At 70.6% G+C, this 20216-nt stretch carries 22 protein-coding genes, 1 tRNA gene and 1 riboswitch; of the genes, 15 read left to right on the top strand and 8 right to left on the bottom strand.

All coding sequences use genetic code 11. The features are described 5' to 3' along the window. Positions 1-11: 11 nt before the first annotated feature. On the top strand, positions 12-962 hold the full coding sequence (locus tag ACIP5K_RS26275) for a PLP-dependent cysteine synthase family protein (RefSeq protein WP_401413278.1): 951 nt from the start codon (positions 12-14) through the stop codon (positions 960-962). Positions 963-1528: 566 nt separating this feature from the next. Here the strand turns inward: ACIP5K_RS26275 and ACIP5K_RS26270 are convergent. Further along, entirely contained in the window at positions 1529-1963 is a 435-nt protein-coding gene (locus tag ACIP5K_RS26270) for a type II toxin-antitoxin system PemK/MazF family toxin (protein ID WP_401413276.1), read from the bottom strand. Positions 1964-2168: 205 nt separating this feature from the next. Between ACIP5K_RS26270 and ACIP5K_RS26265 the strand changes: the two genes are divergently transcribed. Continuing rightward, positions 2169-2921, top strand: a complete 753-nt coding sequence (locus ACIP5K_RS26265; protein WP_401413274.1) for an MBL fold metallo-hydrolase — start codon at positions 2169-2171, stop codon at positions 2919-2921. Between the two features lie 80 nt (positions 2922-3001). On the opposite strand, the gene ACIP5K_RS26260 is transcribed toward ACIP5K_RS26265, so the two are convergent. Together ACIP5K_RS26260 and ACIP5K_RS26255 are read right to left on the bottom strand one after the other, a co-directional pair. Continuing rightward, positions 3002-4258 carry a PTS transporter subunit EIIC gene (locus ACIP5K_RS26260; RefSeq protein WP_401413273.1) on the bottom strand — a complete coding sequence of 419 codons (1257 nt, stop codon included), beginning with the start codon at positions 4256-4258 and terminating at the stop codon, positions 3002-3004. 239 nt (positions 4259-4497) lie between these two features. Next, a complete protein-coding gene (locus ACIP5K_RS26255; protein WP_401413271.1) occupies positions 4498-5784 on the bottom strand; it encodes a PTS transporter subunit EIIC in 1287 nt (428 codons plus the stop codon). Between the two features lie 234 nt (positions 5785-6018). On the opposite strand from ACIP5K_RS26255, the gene ACIP5K_RS26250 reads away from it, so the two are divergent. The 4 genes from ACIP5K_RS26250 to rdgB all read left to right on the top strand — a co-directional run bounded on the left by ACIP5K_RS26250 (position 6019) and on the right by rdgB (position 8249). Then, positions 6019-6252 carry a glucose PTS transporter subunit EIIB gene (locus ACIP5K_RS26250; RefSeq protein ID WP_100593980.1) on the top strand — a complete coding sequence of 78 codons (234 nt, stop codon included), beginning with the start codon at positions 6019-6021 and terminating at the stop codon, positions 6250-6252. A gap of 100 nt (positions 6253-6352) precedes the next feature. Further along, positions 6353-7090 (top strand): ribonuclease PH, encoded by a 738-nt coding sequence (gene rph, locus ACIP5K_RS26245; protein WP_401413268.1) that lies wholly within the window; start codon positions 6353-6355, stop codon positions 7088-7090. Between the two features lie 138 nt (positions 7091-7228). Beyond that, positions 7229-7621: a hypothetical protein gene (locus ACIP5K_RS26240; protein ID WP_401413267.1), complete on the top strand. Its 393-nt coding sequence runs from the start codon at positions 7229-7231 to the stop codon at positions 7619-7621. A gap of 22 nt (positions 7622-7643) precedes the next feature. Next, positions 7644-8249 carry an RdgB/HAM1 family non-canonical purine NTP pyrophosphatase gene (gene rdgB, locus ACIP5K_RS26235; RefSeq protein ID WP_401413265.1) on the top strand — a complete coding sequence of 202 codons (606 nt, stop codon included), beginning with the start codon at positions 7644-7646 and terminating at the stop codon, positions 8247-8249. A 70-nt stretch (positions 8250-8319) separates the two neighbouring features. Here rdgB and ACIP5K_RS26230 read toward each other — a convergent pair. The 3 genes from ACIP5K_RS26230 to bcp all read right to left on the bottom strand — a co-directional run bounded on the left by ACIP5K_RS26230 (position 8320) and on the right by bcp (position 10583). Beyond that, a tRNA-Leu gene (locus tag ACIP5K_RS26230) sits at positions 8320-8403 on the bottom strand. 83 nt (positions 8404-8486) lie between these two features. Next, a complete protein-coding gene (proP, locus tag ACIP5K_RS26225; RefSeq protein WP_401413263.1) occupies positions 8487-9989 on the bottom strand; it encodes a glycine betaine/L-proline transporter ProP in 1503 nt (500 codons plus the stop codon). A gap of 126 nt (positions 9990-10115) precedes the next feature. Further along, complete coding sequence (bcp, locus tag ACIP5K_RS26220; protein ID WP_401413261.1) at positions 10116-10583, bottom strand: thioredoxin-dependent thiol peroxidase; 468 nt, start codon at positions 10581-10583, stop codon at positions 10116-10118. A 136-nt stretch (positions 10584-10719) separates the two neighbouring features. Between bcp and ACIP5K_RS26215 the strand changes: the two genes are divergently transcribed. The 3 genes from ACIP5K_RS26215 to sugE all read left to right on the top strand — a co-directional run bounded on the left by ACIP5K_RS26215 (position 10720) and on the right by sugE (position 11907). After that, the gene (locus tag ACIP5K_RS26215; protein WP_401413260.1) at positions 10720-11055 is read left to right on the top strand and encodes a DUF3618 domain-containing protein; all 336 of its coding nucleotides are present in this window, start codon (positions 10720-10722) and stop codon (positions 11053-11055) included. A gap of 82 nt (positions 11056-11137) precedes the next feature. After that, positions 11138-11440: a co-chaperone GroES gene (locus tag ACIP5K_RS26210; protein WP_086020378.1), complete on the top strand. Its 303-nt coding sequence runs from the start codon at positions 11138-11140 to the stop codon at positions 11438-11440. Positions 11441-11483: 43 nt separating this feature from the next. Continuing rightward, a riboswitch (guanidine-III (ykkC-III) riboswitch) is annotated at positions 11484-11554 on the top strand. Positions 11555-11586: 32 nt separating this feature from the next. Continuing rightward, on the top strand, positions 11587-11907 hold the full coding sequence (gene sugE / locus ACIP5K_RS26205) for a quaternary ammonium compound efflux SMR transporter SugE (RefSeq protein WP_401413258.1): 321 nt from the start codon (positions 11587-11589) through the stop codon (positions 11905-11907). Here sugE and ACIP5K_RS26200 read toward each other — a convergent pair. After that, positions 11852-14155: a transglycosylase domain-containing protein gene (locus ACIP5K_RS26200; protein ID WP_401413254.1), complete on the bottom strand. Its 2304-nt coding sequence runs from the start codon at positions 14153-14155 to the stop codon at positions 11852-11854. The genes sugE and ACIP5K_RS26200 overlap by 56 nt on opposite strands. Before the next feature lie 78 nt (positions 14156-14233). Here ACIP5K_RS26200 and ACIP5K_RS26195 point away from each other — a divergent pair, with 78 nt between their 5' ends. The 4 genes from ACIP5K_RS26195 (at position 14234) to ACIP5K_RS26180 (ending at position 17880) form a co-directional block, all read left to right on the top strand. After that, positions 14234-15088 carry an ABC transporter permease gene (locus ACIP5K_RS26195; RefSeq protein WP_401413253.1) on the top strand — a complete coding sequence of 285 codons (855 nt, stop codon included), beginning with the start codon at positions 14234-14236 and terminating at the stop codon, positions 15086-15088. Between the two features lie 43 nt (positions 15089-15131). Continuing rightward, positions 15132-15908: an ABC transporter permease gene (locus ACIP5K_RS26190; RefSeq protein WP_401413475.1), complete on the top strand. Its 777-nt coding sequence runs from the start codon at positions 15132-15134 to the stop codon at positions 15906-15908. Positions 15909-16010: 102 nt separating this feature from the next. After that, positions 16011-16994: an ATP-binding cassette domain-containing protein gene (locus tag ACIP5K_RS26185; protein WP_401413251.1), complete on the top strand. Its 984-nt coding sequence runs from the start codon at positions 16011-16013 to the stop codon at positions 16992-16994. A gap of 19 nt (positions 16995-17013) precedes the next feature. Then, positions 17014-17880, top strand: a complete 867-nt coding sequence (locus ACIP5K_RS26180; RefSeq protein WP_401413249.1) for a DUF1707 domain-containing protein — start codon at positions 17014-17016, stop codon at positions 17878-17880. A gap of 265 nt (positions 17881-18145) precedes the next feature. On the opposite strand, the gene ACIP5K_RS26175 is transcribed toward ACIP5K_RS26180, so the two are convergent. Beyond that, a complete protein-coding gene (locus tag ACIP5K_RS26175) occupies positions 18146-18976 on the bottom strand; it encodes a helix-turn-helix transcriptional regulator (RefSeq protein ID WP_401413247.1) in 831 nt (276 codons plus the stop codon). A gap of 102 nt (positions 18977-19078) precedes the next feature. On the opposite strand from ACIP5K_RS26175, the gene ACIP5K_RS26170 reads away from it, so the two are divergent. Next, on the top strand, positions 19079-19927 hold the full coding sequence (locus tag ACIP5K_RS26170) for an NAD(P)-dependent oxidoreductase (protein WP_401413245.1): 849 nt from the start codon (positions 19079-19081) through the stop codon (positions 19925-19927). A 34-nt stretch (positions 19928-19961) separates the two neighbouring features. Continuing rightward, positions 19962-20150 (top strand): hypothetical protein, encoded by a 189-nt coding sequence (locus ACIP5K_RS26165; protein ID WP_401413243.1) that lies wholly within the window; start codon positions 19962-19964, stop codon positions 20148-20150. Positions 20151-20216 lie beyond the last annotated feature (66 nt).

The following is a 20216-nucleotide window of genomic DNA, read 5'->3' as shown; positions in this document are numbered from 1 at the left end:
CGAAGCAACCCATGCGCTACGACAGCCCGTTGGCCGCGGTGGGCAACACCCCTCTGGTGCGCCTGCCGCGGCTCAGCCCGTCCGACGACGTGCGGATCTGGGCGAAGCTGGAAGACCGCAACCCGACCGGCTCGATCAAGGACCGGCCCGCGCTCCACATGATCGAGCAGGCCGAGAAGGACGGCCGGATCAAGCCCGGGGACACCATCCTCGAACCCACCTCCGGCAACACCGGCATCTCGCTGGCGATGGCGGCCCGCCTCAAGGGCTACCGCATCGTCTGCGTCATGCCGGAGAACACCTCGCAGGAGCGGCGCGAGCTGCTCGCCATGTGGGGCGCCGAGATCATCCCCTCGCCGGCCGCGGGCGGCTCCAACACCGCCGTCCGCATCGCCAAGGAACTGGCCGAGCAGCACCCGGAGTGGGTGATGCTCTACCAGTACGGCAACCCCGACAACGCGGGCGCGCACTACGCGACGACCGGCCCCGAGATCTTCGCCGACCTGCCGTCCGTCACCCACTTCGTCGCCGGGCTCGGCACCACCGGCACCCTCATGGGCGTCGGCCGCTACCTGCGCGAGCAGAAGCCCGACATCAAGATCGTCGCGGCCGAGCCGCGCTACGACGACCTGGTGTACGGCCTGCGCAACCTCGACGAGGGCTTCGTCCCCGAGCTGTACGACGCCTCCGTGCTGACCACGCGCTTCTCCGTGGGGTCCGCCGACGCCGTGACGCGCACGCGCGAGCTGCTCCAGCAGGAGGGGATCTTCGCCGGGGTCTCCACCGGGGCCGCGCTGCACGCCGCGATCGGGGTGGGCCGCAAGGCCGTGCGGGCCGGTGAGTCCGCCGACATCGTGTTCGTCGTCGCCGACGGCGGCTGGAAGTATCTGTCGACGGGGGTGTACACCGCCGCGACGACGGAGGACGCCATCGAGGTCCTCCACGGCCAACTCTGGGCCTGACCCCCCACGGTGCCCCGCGCCCCTGGACGGTTCTTCGTCCGCGGGCCGGTGGCCGCGTCCCGCGCAGTTCCCCGCGCCCCTGGAATGCGCACTTCGTGCGACATCTCCAGGGCCGCGGCAGGGGAGCCCGCGCGCCAGCGCACGCCTCAGGGGCGCGAGGAACTGCGCGAGAAGCGGCCACCGGGCGTCAGTCGACCGACCAGCTCATCAGGGGCGCGGGGAACTGCGCGAGAAGCGGCCACCGGCCCGCGGGTGATCGGCTACCTCAGGGGCGCGGGGAACTGCGCGAGAAGCGGCCACCGGGCGTCAGTCGACCGACCGGCTCATCAGGGGCGCGAGGAACTGCGCGAGAAGCGGCCACCGGCCCGCGGGTGGCCGGCAACCTCAGGGGCGCGAGGAACTGCGCGAGAAGCGGCCACCGGCCCGCGGGTGATCGGCTACCTCAGGGGCGCGGGGAACTGCGCGAGAAGCGGTCACCGGGCGTCAGTCGACCGACCGGCTCATCAGGGGCGCGAGGAACTGCGCGAGAAGCGGTCACCGGGTCGCAGGCAGCCGATCGGAGGAGGTCACCAGCCCTGGCGGCGGACCTGGTCCCAGAGCGTCGGATCGACCACCCCGGCCCGCCGCCGGAAATCCCGCACCGGAACCTCCCGCACCTCATCGGTCTCCAGAAAACTGGCCCGCCCCCGCGCATCCCCCACGGCCCCCGGCGGCAACGGAATCACCCCGGGCCGCTCGGCGTGGTTCCGGCTCGTGATCTTCGCGACGAGCACCGTGCGCCCCCGGGGATCGAGCACCAGACAGGGCCGGTCCTTGCCGCCGGGCCCGTCCTCGTAGGGCACCATCGCCCACCAGATCTCCCCGGCCGCCGGCCCACCCGGCACCCGCCCCCGCCGCCCGGAGCGCCGCAACCGCGAACCGCGCCCCCACCCGTCGACGAGCGTGGCGACCAGCGCGAGGAGAACGACGGCCGCGAGCGCCAGCCACCATGACGTGTCCATACGGATAGACGGTACCGGCGGCGCGCACGGCGCGCGCTGCCGACCACCCCGCGAACGCACGCCCCCCGAACCGGTGACAGCGCAGGTGAGTTCGCCCACAACAGCCGGTGACGGAGGAGCCACCCGCGCTTTCGCGCCTTACGCTCGAAAGAATCCACAGGTTCCACCCCGCATCCCGACCGCCAGCGCGGAGGTTCCCCTTCCTATGAAGCTCACCGTCGTCGGCTGCTCAGGGTCGTTCCCGTCCGCGGAATCGGCCTGCTCGAGCTACCTCGTAGAGGCCGACGGCTTCCGGCTGCTCCTCGACATGGGCAACGGCGCCCTGGGCGAGTTGCAGCGCCACACCGGTCTGTACGACCTGGACGCGATCTTCCTGAGTCACCTGCACGCGGACCACTGCATCGACATGTGCGCCTACTTCGTCGTCCGCTACTACCGGCACGACGGCGGCCGTTGCGCCCCGATGCCGGTCTACGGCCCCGAGGGCACCGAGCAGCGTCTGACGACCGCGCACGCCGACACCCCCTCGGCCTCCGCCTTCAGCGAGGTCTTCGACTTCCACACCGTGAAGCCGGGCTCGTACGAGATCGGGCCGTTCTCCGTGCGGATGGAGAAGGTCTGCCACCCGGTCGAGTCGTACGCCATCCGCATCGAGCACGGCGGCCGCTCCCTGACGTACTCCGGTGACACCGGCCCGTGCGAGGCGCTCGACGAACTGGCCACGGACAGCGACCTGTTCCTGTGCGAGGCCGCGTTCACGCACGGCAAGGAGAACATCCCGGCCCTGCACCTCAACGGCGTGGAGGCGGGCGAGGCCGCGCAGCGGGCCGGCGCGCGCAAGCTGGTCCTCACCCACATCCCGCCGTGGACCGACCCGCAGGTGAACCTGGCGGACGCGCGCACGGTGTACGACGGGCCGGTGGACCTGGCCCGCCCCGGGCTGACCTTCGACCTCTGAGGCACGCGGAAGGCCCCCGGAACCTTCGCGGTTCCGGGGGCCTTCTGCGTACGGGGGGAGGGATCACCCGTGAGCGGGGCTCACTTGGTGATGTCCTCGATCTCCTCCTCGGGCTCGCGGCCCGGGGTGGTGAGGTTGAACTTGGTGATCGCGAAGCGGAACAGGACGTAGTAGATCGCCGCGAAGACCAGGCCGATCGGGATGATCAGCCAGGGCTTGGTCGCCAGGTTCCAGTTCAGCGCGTAGTCGATGAAGCCCGCGGAGAAGGTGAAGCCCGCGTGGACGCCGAGCGCCCAGGTGATCGCCATCGACAGGGCGGTGAGCACCGCGTGGATCGCGTACAGCAGCGGCGCGATGAACATGAACGAGAACTCGATCGGCTCGGTCACACCGGTGACGAACGAGGTCAGGGCCAGCGAGACCATCATGCCCATCACGGCCTTGCGGCGCTCGGGGCGGGCGCTGTGCGCGATGGCGAGCGCGGCGGCCGGCAGGCCGAACATCATGATCGGGAAGAAGCCCGACATGAACTGGCCGGCGGTCGGGTCGCCCGCGAAGAAGCGGTTGAGGTCGCCGTGCACGACCGCGCCCGTGGCGTCCTTGAAGTCGCCCAGCTGGAACCAGGAGACGGTGTTCACGAACTGGTGCATGCCGACGGGGATCAGCGCGCGGTTGATCAGGCCGAACAGGCCGGCGCCGACGGCACCGAGGCCCGTCATCCACTCGCCGAAGTTGGAGATGCCCTCACCGATCGGCTCCCAGATGAGGCCGAAGAAGACACCCATGACCACGCCGACGAAGGCCATGATGATCGGGACGAGGCGGCGGCCGTTGAAGAAGCCGAGCCAGTCGACCAGCCGGGTGCGGTGGTACTTCTGCCACAGCATCGCGGCCAGCAGGCCCATGATGATGCCGCCGAGGACACCCGGGTTGTTGTAGGTGGCCGCGACGTCGACACCCTTGTTCGCCGTCGTGTTGACGACGGCGTCGGTGACCGGGAACGCCTTCAGCACGTTGCTGTAGACCAGGAACCCGACGAGGGCGGCGAGCGCGGTGGAGCCGTCGGCCTTCTTGGCGAAGCCGATGGCCACGCCTATGCAGAAGAGCATCGGCAGGTTGTCGAAGACGGCGCTGCCCGCGGTCGCGAAGACGGCGGCGACCTTGTGCCAGCCCAGACCGTCGTCGCCGAACACGTCGGGCTGCCCCAGCCGGAGCAGGATGCCGGCGGCCGGCAGCACCGCGATCGGCAGCTGCAGGCTGCGACCCACCTTCTGAAGGCCCTGGAACAGGCCGGAGCCCCGCTTCTTTGCGGGTGCCGCCGTAGCGGTGCTGCTCATGAATTTCCTCCATGTGCTGGGGTGCTGCCGGGGACGGTAAGGAAGAAAAACGGGGGTGGGCAGCAGCCAGATGGTCTACACCACCTCAGTGGTGTAGACCTGTTGTAGCACGGTGAAGGCGGGATAAGGAACCCGTCTTTTTTGTGGGCTGGAACATATGTGGGGCGTACGACTCATACGTGACGAAGGGCCCCCGGACCGATGGTCCGGGGGCCCTTCGCGTGGGGCTGACGGCGGGGTCAGGCCTTGGTGATGTCCTCGACCTCCTCCTCGGGCTCGCGGCCCGGGGTCTTGAGGTCGAACTTCGTGATCGCGAACCGGAACACCGCGTAGTAGACGACCGCGAAGACCAGGCCGATCGGGATGATCAGCCAGGGCTTGGTCGCCAGGTTCCAGTTGATCAGGTAGTCGATCAGGCCCGCGGAGAAGCTGAAGCCGTCCTTGACGCCGAGCGCCCAGGTCACCGCCATCGAGACACCGGTCAGCACCGCGTGGACCGCGTAGAGCATCGGCGCGATGAAGACGAACGAGTACTCGATCGGCTCGGTGATGCCGGTGACGAACGAGGTCAGGGCCAGCGAGAGCATCATGCCGCCGACCGCCTTGCGGCGTTCCGGGCGGGCGCAGTGCACCATCGCCAGGCAGGCGGCCGGCAGCGCGAACATCATGATCGGGAAGAAGCCCGACTGGTAGATGCCGGCGCTCGGGTCGCCGCTGAGGAACATGTTGATGTCACCGTGCACGGTCGTGCCGTCCGGCTTCGTGTACGAGCCGAACTGGAACCACAGCGGCACGTTCAGGAACTGGTGCAGGCCGATGACCAGCAGCGCACGGTTGGCGACACCGAAGATGCCGGACCCGATCGCGCCCAGGCCCTCCAGCCAGTTCGAGAAGCTCTCCAGTGCGTCGCCGATCGGCGGCCAGATCCACAGGCAGATGACCGCGAAGAGGATGCCGATGAACGCCATGATGATCGGCACGAGCCGGCGGCCGTTGAAGAAGCCCAGCCACGAGACCAGCTTCGTGCGGTGGAAGCGGACCCAGAAGAACGACGCCAGCAGCCCCATGATGATGCCGCCGAACACGCCCGGGTTCTGGAACTGGAACGCCGAGACGGTGTTGTCCGCCGCCTGGCAGCCCACCGCGACGGCCTTCGCGCCGTCGGCGCAGTCGATCGGGAACTGGCGCAGCACGCCCCGGTAGACGAGGAAGCCGGCCACCGCGGCGAGCGCGGTCGAACCGTCCGCCTTCTTGGCCATGCCGATCGCGACACCGATGCAGAACAGCAGCGGCAGACCGAGGTCGGCGTCCAGCAGCGCGCCACCCGCACCCGCGAACACCTTGGCCACATTGGTCCAGCCGAGACCGTCGTCGCCGAACACGTCGGGCTGGCCGAGCCGGTTGACGATACCCGCGGCCGGAAGCACGGCGATGGGCAGCTGAAGACTGCGCCCCATCTTCTGGAGCCCCTGGAAGAAGGAGCTCCAGGGGCTCGGCCGAGGTACGGCGGCGGCGTTCGTGCTCATGGACGGTCCTCCCGGAACAAGCCACGATGGGCGGGTGTTGGGTACTCTGGCGACTGGTGTAGACCAGTTGCGGGGCGTTGTGGCCGGACACGGCACGCACGCCTGGCACAGACACGGCGCCGTGATCGTCATCATTCGGCACAGGTCACTTGACCGCCCGCGAAGTTGGGCCAACCGTGGGTTACCGTGACAAAGCGGCCCAAAGGCGGGCCCGGGAAAAACAGGGAGAACGAAATGGCCACCAAGGCTGAGAAGATCGTCGCCGGGCTCGGCGGGCTCGACAACATCGAAGAGGTCGAGGGCTGCATCACCCGCCTGCGCACCGAGGTCATCGACCCGTCCAAGGTCGACGAGGCCGCCCTCAAGGCCGCCGGCGCCCACGGCGTCGTCAAGATGGGCACCGCGATCCAGGTCGTCATCGGCACCGACGCCGACCCGATCGCCGCCGACATCGAAGACATGATGTGATCCGGTCCGCCGCCGCCCGCTGACCGCGGACGACAGCACGCCGAAGGCCCCGCCCCTTCACCGGAGTGGGGCCTTCGCCGTACCGGATACGCTCGACCCCATGTCTCGCATCGACGGCCGCACCCCCGACCAGCTCCGCCCGATCACCATCGAACGCGGCTGGAGCAAGCACGCAGAAGGCTCCGTCCTCGTCTCCTTCGGCGACACCAAGGTCTTCTGCACCGCCTCCTTCACCGAAGGCGTCCCCCGCTGGCGCAAGGGCAGCGGGGAGGGCTGGGTCACCGGCGAGTACTCGATGCTGCCCCGCGCCACCAACACCCGCGGCGACCGCGAGTCCGTCCGCGGCAAGATCGGCGGCCGCACCCACGAGATCAGCCGCCTCATCGGCCGCAGCCTGCGCGCCGTCGTCGACCCCAAGGCCCTCGGCGAGAACACCGTCGTCCTCGACTGCGACGTCCTCCAGGCCGACGGCGGCACCCGCACCGCCGCCATCACCGGCGCCTACGTGGCCCTGGCCGACGCCGTCGCCTGGGCCCAGGGCAAGAAGATCGTCAAGGCCGGACGGCAGCCCCTCACCGGCACCGTCTCCGCCGTCTCCGTCGGCATCGTCGGCGGCGTCCCGCTCCTCGACCTCTGCTACGAGGAGGACGTCCGCGCCGACACCGACATGAACGTCGTCTGCACCGGCGACGGCCGCTTCGTCGAGGTCCAGGGCACCGCCGAGGCCGAGCCGTTCGCCCGCGACGAGCTCGACTCCCTGCTCGACCTCGCCGTCGCGGGCTGCGAGGACCTCGCCGCCGCCCAGCGCAAGGCCCTGGACGAGATCCTCGCCGGGTAACGCGGCGCCCGCCAGGTAAAGGGATCCCCAAGCGGGGTGGCAACCGAACCGCCACCCACTGCGTCACTACGAACGGGTGGACGGCATGCGACACGGCCCGCCGTCCGCCCGATTCGTACCTCAGGGGAGGACCGTTCCATGGCCGCGCGCCGTCACCGTCGTATCGCACTGCTCGCCGTCGCGGCGGCCCTGACGGCGGTCCCGGCCGCCGTCGGCTGCTCGGCCGTCGACAAGGCACTCGACTGCGTACAGACCGCCGACTCCATCGCCGACAGCGTCACCGACCTCCAGCAGGCCGTGGAGAACGCGTCGAACGACCCGTCACGGACGGACGAGGCGCTCGCCTCCATCGACCGCAACCTCGACGACATCGGCGACCGGACCGACAACGCCGACGTGTCCCGGGCCGTGGGCGACCTCGGCCGGGCCGTCGGCGACGTCCGTACGTCGATCAGGAACGGCGACGAGACCCCCGACGTCACCCCGGTCACCGACGCCGCGGGCGAACTGACCAAGGTCTGCACGCCGTAGCGCTCCTCGTAGGCTGGTCGGCATGACCCGCCTCATCCTCGCCACCCGCAACACCGGCAAGATCGTCGAACTCCGCGCCATCCTCGCCGCCGCCGGCCTGCCGCACGAGCTGGTCGGCGCCGACGCCTATCCCGAGATCCCGGACGTCCGCGAGACCGGCGTGACCTTCGCCGAGAACGCCCTGCTCAAGGCGCACGCCCTGGCCCGGGCCACCGGACTGCCCGCCGTCGCCGACGACTCCGGCCTCTGCGTCGACGTCCTCGGCGGCGCGCCCGGCATCTTCTCCGCCCGCTGGGCCGGCCGCCACGGCGACGACCGGGCCAACCTGGACCTGCTCCTCGCCCAGCTCGGCGACATCGACGAGGACCGCCACCGCGGCGCCCACTTCGCCTGCGCCGCCGCCCTCGCCCTGCCCGACGGCACCGAGCGCGTCGTCGAGGGGCAGCTCCGCGGCACCCTGCGGCACGCCCCGGCGGGCACGGGCGGGTTCGGCTACGATCCGATCCTCCAGGTCGAGGGCGACACCCGCACCTGTGCCGAGCTGACCGCCGACGAGAAGAACGCGATCTCCCACCGCGGCCAGGCGTTCCGCGCGCTGGTGCCGGTCGTGCGGGAGCTGCTGGGCTGAGACACCCCCAGTCATCGGGGGGCACACGAATGGCCTGTGTTTCGAACCTTCGAAACACAGGCCATTTAAGTGCGGCGGAAGGGATTCGAACCCTCAAGCCCGATCAAGGGCCACAGATCCTAAGTCTGCTGCGTCGCCGTTGCGCCACCGCCGCTCGGCCGCCATGCTACCCGGCACGCTTCTGCCCGCGGCACCGGATTTCCGTCCCGGCATGACGGCCCTACGAGGGCGGCGCGGTCAGAACTTCGGGGACGGGGACTGGGACTCGACCAGCTCCGCGGCCTCTTCGTCGGTCTCCACCGACGGCGGCGAACCGGCGAGCGGCTTCTGCGCCGTCTCCTTCATGCAGGCCACCGCGATGACGCCGACGAGGGCCGCGGCCATCGAGTAGTAGGCGGGCATCATCTCGGAGCCGGTCAGGCCGATCAGGGCGGTGATGACCAGGGGGGTCGTGCCGCCGAAGATCGAGGCCGAGAGGTTGTAGCCGACCGAGAGGGAGCCGTAGCGGACCTGGGTCGGGAACAGCGCGGGGAGCGCGGCCGACATGGTGCCGAGGAGGCAGACCAGGGAGAGGCCGAGCAGCACCATGCCCAGCGAGACGGCCCACAGGGCGCCGTTCTGGACCAGGAGGAAGGACGGGATCGACAGGACGAAGAAGCCGAGCATGCCGGTCATCAGGAGCGGCTTGCGGCCGAAGCGGTCGGAGAGCTTGCCGATCTGGCTGATGATGCACATCAGCAGCACCATGGTGCCGATGAGGATCAGCAGGCCGTGCGCCTCGGAGTAGCCCATCTCGTCCGACAGGTACGTCGGCATGTACGACAGCAGCATGTAGTCGGTGATGTTGTACGCGCCGACCAGGCAGATGCACAGGATCAGGGTGGGCCAGTAGTCGCGGAAGATCGTGGCCAGGTCGCCCTTGGCGGTGGTCTCCACGGTGGAGGCGGCGTCGGACGCCTTGTGGGACGACTCGTCCTCCAGCTTCTGGAAGGCCGGGGTCTCGTCGAGCTTCAGCCGCAGGTAGAGGCCGACCAGGCCGATCGGGCCCGCGACCAGGAACGGCACGCGCCAGCCCCAGGACTCCATGCCGTCGCTGCCGAGCCAGGCGGTCAGCGCCGTGACGAGACCGGCCGCGCCGACGTACCCGGCGAGCGTGCCGAACTCCAGGAAGCTGCCGAAGTAGCCGCGGCGCTTGTCCGGCGCGTACTCGGCGATGAAGGTGGACGCGCCGCCGTACTCGCCGCCGGTGGAGAAGCCCTGGACCAGCCGGAAGAGGATCAGCAGCACCGGCGCCCAGAAGCCGATGGTGGCGTAGGACGGGATCAGGCCGATGGCGAAGGTGCCGACCGCCATCAGGATCATGGTCATCGCCAGGACCTTCTTGCGGCCGATCTTGTCACCCATCGGCCCGAAGACCATGCCGCCGATCGGCCGTACCAGGAAGGAGACGGCGAAGGTGGCGAACGAGGAGATCAGCTGGACCGTGTCGTTCCCGGACGGGAAGAAGACATGGCCGATGGTGACGGCGAGGTAGGAGTAGATGCCGAAGTCGAACCACTCCATGGCGTTGCCGAGCGAGGCCGCCTTCACCGCCCGCTTGACCGCCGACTCGTCGGTGACGGTGATGTCGGTGCGGCGCAGGGGCGGGTTCTTGCGCCTTCTGACGGCGCGGAACAGCGCCCGGTGACGCTTGACCGCCTCCGGGTCGGGCGCCTGCCCTTCCTCGGTGTCGGTGGTCATGGGGTGGATCCCTTCTCTGGACATGGAACGTATCCAGGGGATCACTTGCTCGATCGTGGCGCCTGCAAACGAAAGTCCCCGGGCGGGGGGACTTTCGTCACAGGGCGGGTACCCGGGCGGGCCGGTTCAGATGCCGAGGTCCTTGATGATCTTCGCCACGTGTCCGGTCGCCTTCACGTTGTACAGGGCGTGCTCGACCTTGCCGTCCTCGTCGACGACGACCGTGGAGCGGATGACCCCGGTGACGACCTTGCCGTAGAGCTTCTTCTCGCCGAAGGCGCCGTAGGCCTCCAGGACCTTCTTGTCGGGATCGCCGACCAGAGTGACCCTGAGCTGCTCCTTCTCGCGGAACTTGGCGAGCTTCTCGGGCTTGTCGGGAGAGATTCCGATGACGTCGTAACCGGCCTCGGCGAACACGTCGAGGTTGTCGGTGAAGTCGCAGGCCTGCTTGGTGCAGCCCGGGGTGAGCGCGGCCGGGTAGAAGTAGACGATCGTCTTGCGGCCCCTGTGGTCGGCGAGGGAGACCTCGTTGCCGTCGGCGTCGGGCAGGGTGAAGGCGGGGGCCGTGTCGCCGGGCTTCAGTCGCTCGCTCATGTCGCTCGTTCTCCTCGCGGTAGGGGACTCCCGTTGAGCGTAATGGGGGTGCCGAGGGGTAACCGTGGCGGCGAGCTGACAGACTGTCCATCACCACACACACAGCTAGTTACGCAGCGACCACGGAGGCAGCGCGGTGTCGGACACGGATACGCCGGATACGCGGACGCCGGCGCAGATCGAAGCGGACATCAGGCGCCGCCGCGAGACCCTGGCCGAGACGCTCGACGAGCTCGGGGTGCGGGTGCACCCCAAGACGATCGTCGGCGACGCGAAGGCCAGGTTCGCCGCCCAGGTGGACCACACGGTCGGCCGGGCCTATGTCAGTGCCAATCGGCTGGTCTCGGACGTGAAGGGGCAGCTGGTCACGGAGGAGGGCGCGCCGCGTCTGGAGCGGCTGGTGCCCGCCGCGCTGGTCGTGGTCGGCGTCGTCGGCCTGCTCACGCTGACCACCCGGCGCCGCAAGCGCTGACCCGCGCGCACCCGGGAGCGGGCGGGGCGGGTATTTTCGTGGCGTGAGCGAGAAGAGCCAGCACGACAAGTTGCCCATCCGGATGCTGCACGACCGCGTGCTCGTGCGGCAGGACTCGGCCGAGGGCGAGCGGCGCAGCGGCGGCGGCATCCTGATCCCCGCGACGGCGGCCGTCGGCAAGCGCCTGGCGTGGGCCGAGGTCGTCGCCGTCGGGCAGAACGTGCGGGCGGTGGAGCCGGGCGACCGGGTGCTGTTCGACCCGGAGGACCGGGCGGAGGTCGAGGTGCGCGGTGTCGCGTACGTGCTGATGCGCGAGCGGGACCTGCACGCGGTGGCGGCCGACCGGTTCGAGGGCTCGGAGGACTCGACGGGCCTGTACCTGTAGAACGCCGCGCAGGGGCTGGTGACCATGGTCACCAGCCCCTTTTGCACGCCCTTTGCTACCGTGGGGGGTACCCGACGAGACGCGCCGTACCGGGATCCGCAAAGACGACGCACCCCTGTTGAGAACCACTGACGGAGGTGCCAGTCATGGCCTGGATCCTGATCGTGATCGCCGGATTTCTCGAAGTCGCCTGGTCGATCGGCATGAAGTACACCGACGGTTTCACCCGGCTCTGGCCGAGCGTGTTCACCGGCGCGGGCATCGTCGCGAGCATGATGCTGCTGTCCTACGCCGCCAAGTCGCTGCCCATCGGTACCGCGTACGGCGTCTGGGTCGGCATCGGCGCCGCGGGCGCGGCCGTGGTCGGCATGCTGCTGCTGGGGGAGCCGGCGACGGCCGCGCGGATCTTCTTCATCGGTCTGCTGCTCGTGGCGATCGTGGGCCTGAAGGTGACGTCAGGCCATTGAGCACGTCGCCGCCGTCGCCGCCCCCGTCGCCCTCGTCCGGCCGGTCCGGGTCGGGCTCGTCGGTCTGCGGGCTCTCGGGGGGCCGCGACGACGCGTCCGTCGGGGAGGCCGGTTCGCCGGTGGGCTCCCCGGACGGCTCGTCGGAGGCGGACGGCTCCTCGGACGCGGGCGCCGAGGAGGTCCCGGGCGCGGTGGCGGTGGGCAGGAGGGGCGGCTGTCCGGCGCCCTCCTCCAGCTCCAGGTCGAAGTCGCCGACCGGGGTGCCGGACAGCGCCGTGCGGGTGAACTGCGCCCAGATCTGCGCGGGGAACCCGCCGCCGTTGATCCGGGGCAGGCCCGCGGCGCCGTAGAGCGAGGTGTGCGCGCCGGACTGCGGGTCCTGGCCCATGACGGCGACGACGGTGGCGAGCTCGGGGGTGTACCCCGCGAACCAGGCCGCCGTGTCCTCCTCCGCGGTGCCGGTCTTGCCGGCGGCGGGGCGGCCCGCGGCCCGGGCGGCGGTGCCCGTGCCGGAGTCGACGACCGACCGGAGCACCGAGGTGGTGGTGTCGGCGGCCTCCCGGTCGACGGCCCGCCGGGTGTCCCGCTCGGGCAGGCCGACCTTCTCGCCGTCCTTGCTGACGGAGGCCAGGATCGTGTACGTGCCGTGCCGGCCGTGATGGGCGAGGGTCGCGTACGCCTCGGCCATGTCGAGGACGCTGGCGGTCGCCGGGCCGAGCGCGATCGAGGGGGAGGCGGTGAGGTCCGGGGTGTTCTCCGGCAGCCCGAGGCCGACCGCGGTCCGCTTCACCTCGGCGGGGCCGACGTCGACGGCCATCTGGGCGTAGACGGAGTTGACGGACCGGTCGGTGGCGGTGCGCACGGTGATGTCGCCGTAGGAGACGCCGTCCTCGTTCTCGGGGGCGTAGTAACCGCCGTCCCAGCCCTGGACGGGGCGCTTGTCGGTGCCGTCGTACAGGGTGTCGGGCGTGATGGTGCGGCCGTCCTGCGTCGTCGAGCCGTCGGCGACGGCGGAGGTGAGGACGAACGGCTTGAAGGTGGAGCCGACCTGGTAGTCGCGGCGGGTGGCGTTGTTGACGTACTGCTTCGTGTAGTCGACGCCGCCGTACATGGCGACGACCCTGCCGGTGGCGGGGTCGATGGCGGCGCCACCGGCCCGTACGTTCTTGTCGACGTCGCGCGCCGAGGTGTCGAGCCGCGACATCAGCTGGTCGTCCACCGCGTCGACGAAGGCGTCCTGCTTCTTCTTCTGGAGCGTGGTGGTGATGCGGTAGCCGCCGGTGGCCAGGGTGTCCTCGTCGAGGATCTTGTTGCTGGTGATGTAGTCCTTGACGGCCTGCACGATGTAGCCGCGCTGGCCGGACATGCCGGCCGCCCCCTTGGCCTCCTTCGGCATCGGGAACGTCGTGTTGCGCCGGTCGGAGGCGCTGAGCCACTTCTTCTTGACCATGCCGTCGAGCACGTAGTTCCAGCGGGCGAGGGCGCGGGCCTTGTTCTCGGGGTGCGCGACCACGTCGTAGGCGCTCGGCGCGTTCAGCAGGGCCGCCAGGTAGGCGCCCTGGGCGGTCGTCAGGTCCCCGACGTCGACGCCGTAGTAGGCCTGGGCGGCGGCCTGGATGCCGTACGCGTTGCGGCCGAAGTAGCTGGTGTTGAGGTAGCCGGTGAGGATCTCGTCCTTGGACGCCTCGCGGTCCAGCTTGATGGAGATGAAGAACTCCTTCACCTTGCGCGTGACCGTCTGCTCCTGGCCGAGGTAGTAGTTCTTCACGTACTGCTGCGTGATGGTCGAGCCGGACTGCTTGCCCCGGCCGCGCAGGGTGTTCCAGGCGGCGCGCAGCATGGCCTTCGGGTCGACGGCCGACTCGGAGTAGAAGTCCCGGTCCTCGGCGGCGAGCGCGGCGTGCTGGACCGTCCTGGGGATCTGGGCGAGCTGGACGTTCTCGCGGTTGACGTCGCCGTCGCGGGCGATCTGGGCGCCGTTCGCGTACAGGTACACGTTGCTCTGCGCGGTGGCCGCCGAGTTGGCGGGCGGGATGTCCACGAGCGCGTAGCCGAGGGCGAACAGGCCGCAGCACAGCACGACGAGGCCGATGAGCGTGCCGAGCGCCATCCGCCAGGTGGGGATCAGCCGCCGCCAGCCCGTGCGCCGGGGGCGCCTGCCCTTGCCCTTGCCGGTGGGCCCGGCGGGGTCCCGGTCCGGCCCGGGACCGGGGCCGGGGTCCTGCGGGGGCGGCTCGTCGCTGCTCATGTCCTGTGGAACTCCTGTTTCGCGTCGTACGTCACGTACGCCTCGTATGACACATAAGCCTCCTACATCACTGGAAAAATGCATGGCAGGCGAGGCCAGGCCGCCCCTAGGCTGGCGCCGGTGGACGCTCTCCGGCTATACGCGGCCGTCGCCGCCGGTGGACTGCGCAGGTACGCCACCTATCGCACGTCCACCGCGGCCGGCGTCGTCACCAACACCGTCTTCGGCGTGATCATCGCCTCCACCTATCTGGCGCTGTGGGACGAGCGCCCCCACCTCGGCGGCTACGACCAGTCGCAGGCGCTCACCTTCGTCTGGGTCGGCCAGGCGCTCTTCGCCGTGATGATGCTCGGGATGCCGTCCGGCGTGGAGGCCGAGCTGATGGCCCGGATCCGCAGCGGGGACATCGCCGTCGACCTGTACCGGCCCGTCGACCAGCAGTGCTGGTGGCTCGCCCTGGATCTGGGACGGGCGCTGTTCCAGCTGCTCGGGCGCGGGGTGGTGCCGCTGGCCGTCGGCGCGCTCGCCTTCCCGCTCGCGCTGCCGCACGACGTCCTGCGGTGGGCGGCTTTCCTGGTGGCGGTGGCGCTCGGCTGCGTGGTGAGCTTCGCACTGCGCTATCTCGTGGCGATGTCCGCGTTCTGGTTCATGGACGGCAACGGCGCGGTGCAGATGTACGGCATCGTCGGCACGTTCTTCTCCGGGATGCTGCTGCCGCTGAACGTGTTCCCGGGCACGATCGGCGACGTGGCCCGGGCGCTGCCCTGGTCGGCGCTGCTCCAGGTGCCGGCGGACGTACTGATGGGCACGCACCCCGGGCGGGGCGTGCTCGGCAGCTTCCTCTTCCAGGCCGTGTGGGCGGCGGGGCTGCTCGGGGCGGGCCGGCTGGCGCAGCGGGCGGCGACCCGGCGGGTGGTGGTGCAGGGTGGCTGAGCGCCTCCGGGAGCGGGTGCTGACGGCCTCGCGGGTGTTCCGCATGATCAGCGGGGCGTGGATCCGCTCCACCATGTCCTACCGGGCGTCGTTCGCGCTGACCGCCTTCGGCAACTTCGCGATGACCGGCCTGGAGTTCTGCTCCATCCTGCTGATGTTCTCGCAGGTGGACCGGCTCGGCGGGTACGCGCTGCCCGAGATCGCCTTCCTGTACGGCACCGCGGGCGCCGCCTTCGGGCTCGCCGATCTGGCCGCCGGGTCGCTGGGGCGGACCGGGCAGCGGGTGCGGGACGGCACGCTCGACGTGTTCCTGGTGCGGCCCGCGCCGGTCCTGGTGCAGCTCGCCGCGGACCAGTTCGCGCTGCGCAGGACCGGCCGGATCACCCAGGGACTGGTGGTGCTGGTGTGGTCGGCGGTGGCGCTGGACGTGTCGTGGACGCCGGTGAAGGTGCTGCTCGTGCCGCTGCTGGTGGTCAGCGGGGCGGCCATCTTCGTCGCGGTGTTCATCGCGGGCGCGGCGTTCCAGATCGTGGCGCAGGACGCCGCCGAGGTGCAGAACGCGGCGACGTTCGGCGGCAACGCGCTGTTGCAGTACCCGCCGACCGTCTTCGGCGACGGCCTGCTGCGCGGCGTCACGTTCGTCCTGCCGCTGGCCTTCGTGAACTGGGTGCCCGCGCTCTACGTCCTCGGCCGCCCCTACCCGCTGGAGCTGCCGCGCTGGGTCGCCTTCGCGCCGCCGCTGGTGGCGGCGGTCTGCCTGGCGGCGGCGGGGTGGGCGTGGCGGGCGGCGCTGCGGGGTTATCGGAGTACGGGGAGCTGAGCGCCGGTGCCGGGCCCGGTGCCGCACGCCGGTGCCGCTCGGGGAACGCGAAAGGCGCAAAAGGCGCGAAGGGCGCGAAGGGCGCGAAGGGAAGGAGACGGCATGGTGGCCGGTCCGGGCGAGCCGCTCATCGAGGTGGACGGGATCGAGAAGGTCTTCGACGTGCGCCGCAGGACGGGGTTCCTGCGGCGGGAGCGGCGCGAGGTGCGGGCGGTGGACACGCTGACGTTCACGGTGCCGCGCGGCGAGATGGTCGGCTACATCGGGCCGAACGGCGCGGGCAAGTCGACCACCATCAAGATGCTGACCGGCATCCTGACGCCGAGCGCGGGCCGGCTGCGCGTCGCGGGCATCGACCCCTCGCGCGAGCGGGCCCGGCTCGCGCACCGCATCGGCGTCGTGTTCGGCCAGCGCACCACGCTCTGGTGGGACCTGCCGCTCATCGACTCGTACCGGCTGATGCGCCGCATGTACCGCATCCCCGACGCCCGGTATCGGGAGAACCTCGACCGCTGTGTCGAACTCCTGGAGATGGCAACGCTGTTGGAGGTGCCGGTGCGGCAGCTCTCGCTGGGCCAGCGGATGCGCGGCGACATCGCGGCGGCGCTGCTGCACGACCCGGAGGTGCTGTACCTGGACGAGCCGACGATCGGCCTCGACGTCGTCTCCAAGGTCAAAGTACGGGGATTCCTGCGGGACTTGAACGCCGAGCGCGGCACCACCGTGCTGCTGACCACGCACGACCTCACCGACATCGAGCAGCTCTGCCGCCGCGTCATGGTCATCGACCACGGGCGTCTGATGTACGACGGCGATCTGGACGGGCTGCACGAGCGGGGCGGCGGCGAACGCACCCTCGTCGTGGACCTGGAGCGTGAACTCCCGCCGATCGAGGTGGAGTCGGCGCGGGTGGTGAAGGTCGAGGGGGTGCGGCAGTGGCTGGCGTTCCCCGCCGCGCACTCCGCTGCGCCGCTGGTCGCCGCGATCGCCGGGCGCTATCCGCTGGCCGACCTGTCCGTGCGCGAGCCCGACATCGAGAGTGTGATCGCACGGATGTATGCCGGGGGAGCTTCCCTGACGTGGTGACGCCCGTAGGCTGAAACCCATGACGGACGCAGCGCTCCCGGACCGCCCCGACGAGTCCGGCCCCCAGGACGACGGCCTCGATCTGCGGGCCTCCGACGCCGACCGCGAGCAGGTCGCCGAACGGCTGCGCGACGCGCTGGCCGAGGGCCGCCTCGACATGGAGGAGTTCGGCGAGCGGCTGGAGGAGACCTACAAGGCGCGCACGTACCGGGAGCTGCTGCCGGTCACCCGCGACCTGCCCGGCGCGCGGACGCCCGCGCCGGTCAACCTGACGAAGGAGCCGCTGCCCGCCGGTGCCGCCGACTGGGCGGCCCGGATCGGGGGGACGGCGGGCGGGTCCGCGTGGGGGGTCGGCATCCTCTCCGGGTTCGAGCGCAAGGGGCGGTGGACGGCGCCGAGCCGGTTCGACTGCGTCGCGATCATGGGCGGCGGTGAACTCGACCTGCGCGAGGCGAACTTCGCGTCCCGCGAGACCGTCATCAACTGCGTCGCGATCATGGGTGGCGTCAATGTGGTCGTGCCGCCGGGCGTCGAGGTCGTCGTGCGCGGCATCGGCATCATGGGCGCCTTCGACCACAGCGAGTCCGGGGTGCCGGGGGAGCCCGGGGCGCCGCGCGTGATCATCACCGGGTTCGCCTTCTGGGGCGGCGTCGGCGTCGAGCGCAAGCTGCCCCGGTCCGAGCGGCAGCGCCTGAAGGAGGAGCGGCGCCGGGAGCGTCTGGAGCGCCGGGAGGAGCGTCGCGGGCTCCTCGGGGGCCATGGTCAGGGCCCTCATGACGCCCGGCTCGAACGCCACCTGGAGCGTCACCGCGAGCGCATGGAGGAACACCTGGACCGCCTGGACCAACGCCGAGAACGCCGCCAACGCCCCCGCGACGACATCTAACCCACCGCCCCCTGACCACCCGGGCCGCGTCCGTCCCTGCCGGGGGAGTCATGGTGCGGGCTGCTTCCGGCGAGTCCTCGATCCCGGCCTCCGCCCGTACGAGGTTCAGCCGGTCGGCAGCCGTCATCGGATCTCAGGGGATCTGCGCCGCCGTCAGACCCGCGAGATACCGGGTCCATTGGACGCCCCGGTGCCTGTCGTTCCTCGTTCGTCCGCCGACAGGGTGGTCGGTTTCGCAGGAGGGAGCTGCGGTGGCGTGCGGGTTTCAGCCGGTGAGTGTCTGGATTCCCAGGACGGAGAGCAGGGCGAGGCGTTGGGCGTCCTCCGTGGCGGGCTTGGCGGTGTAGGCCATGATGCGCAGGTGGTTTCCGGCGACGTGGAGTACGTCGCAGTCCAGGGTGAGGGTGCCGACGGTGGGGTGGTCGATGGTTTTGCGGCTCGACCGGTGTTCGGCGGTGGTGCCGGTGTCCCAGAGGTCGGCGAAGCGGGCGCTCCGCCGTCGGAGCCGGGTGATCAGTTCGGTGAGCGCGGCGTCGTCCGGGTAGAGGGCCCTGGTGCGGCGGAGGTCGGCGGCGAGGAGCTGTTGGAGGGCGCCATTGGATTCAGGGGTGTGGCGTACGCGGGTGGTGGAGGTGACGAAGGCGCGCCAGGCGGCGTTGAGGTCGGGGCCGGTGCACTCTCCTATGAGGGCGGTGTGGAGGGGGTTGGCGAGGAGCTGGGTCCAGGTGGCGTCGTGGACGGCGACGGGGGTGGTGGTGAGGCGGTCGAGGATGCGGTGGACGCCGGGGGTGATGTGACGGGGGACCGTGCCGGGGCCGGGCACGGCGAGTCCGGCGAGGCGGAAGAGGTGTTCGCGTTCGCTGCTCTCCAGGCGCAGGGCGCGGGCGAGGGCTTCGACGATCCGGACCGAGGGATGGTGGGCCCGTCCCTGTTCGAGGCGGACGATGTAGTCGGCGGAGATCCCGGCGAGGTGGGAGAGTTCTTCGCGCCGCAGCCCCGGGGCACGTCGGCGGCCACCGGCGGGAAGGCCCGCCTGGTCGGGTGTGACACGGTCGCGCCAGGCGTGCAGGGCTTCGCCGAGTTCGGTCGAGGACATGCCGTCATTGTGGCAAAGGTGAATATTGCTTTTCCTGGTACTGATAGTCCCAGGAAGGCGGGTCTACTACCTAATGATGTGAATCGTGCTCATGCTGAATGCATGAGCGAAACGAGAGCACCCCAGGACACTCCCGTCGTCGGCTTCATCGGCCTGGGTGATCAAGGTCTGCCGATGGCTCGGGCGATCGCCGGGGCCGGATTCCCCTTGCGTGTGTGGGCCCGCCGCCCGGCCTCTCTCGAACCGCTGGCCGATGTCCCGCACGAGGCGGCCGACTCGGTCGAGGCGCTGGCTGCCGCGTGCGACGTCGTCGCGCTGTGTGTGGGCACGGACGAGGACGTCGAGCGGCTGGTCGGGCAGATGCTGCCCCGCCTGCGAGAGGGCGCGGTCGTCGTCAACCACGGCACGGGCGTTCCGGCCACCGCCGCCCGTCTGGCCGAGCGGTGCTCGGCCAGGGGTGTGGCGGTCCTGGACGCCCCGGTCAGTGGTGGACGCCCGGCGGCCGAGGAGAAGCGCCTGATCTGCATGGTCGGCGGTCCGCATTCCGCTGCCGAGCGGTGCCGGCCGGTGTTCGAGGCATTCTCCGCGCACGTCGTGCACCTCGGGCCGTCCGGTGCGGGGCAGACGGCGAAGCTGTTCAACAACGCGCTGCTGATGCTCAACCAGCGGTCCATCGCCGACATCGTCACCCTGGCCGCCCGGATGGATGTCGAGCTCGGCCCGCTGGTGGAGGTCCTCGAACTCGGCAGTGCCTCCAGCGCCGCGCTGAGCCTGCTGAACACGATGGTCCGCCCCGACAACGTCGAGCACCTCTCCCAGGTCGAGGCCCTGGACATGGAACTGTTCGACCGGGCCGTGCGCGATGCCGGCACCGACCCGGGCGAGGTCACCGAGCGGGGCCTGTCCGGGGCCCGCGGCCTGCCCGCGCTGCTGTCCCGCCTGAACGGCTGACCCGGACATGGGCAGGGACACGAGCATCGCCGAGGTGACCCAGCTGGTTCCGCGTGAACGACACAACCGCGGCGATATCGCCGTGCACCGGTTGGACCCGCCCGCCGTCCATGTGGCCGGCGACGGGGCGCCGGCCGAACTGCCGCTGGTCATCGAGTGGCGTATCGACGTGAACGGCGTCGAGGCCGACCCCGCTTCTTCCTGCCCCTCCCCGTACGGGTGACGGCCTGGGCGACGACCGGCCCGGACACGTCCGCCGACCAGTACCGCCGCGCGTTCGCCTGGCCGC

Origin of the sequence: Streptomyces sp. NPDC088785, assembly GCF_044750685.1 — a bacterium.
GTDB lineage: Bacteria > Actinomycetota > Actinomycetes > Streptomycetales > Streptomycetaceae > Streptomyces.
The sequence above is the reverse complement of the archived record's forward strand: the minus strand, read 5'-3'. Positions and strand labels throughout refer to the sequence as shown.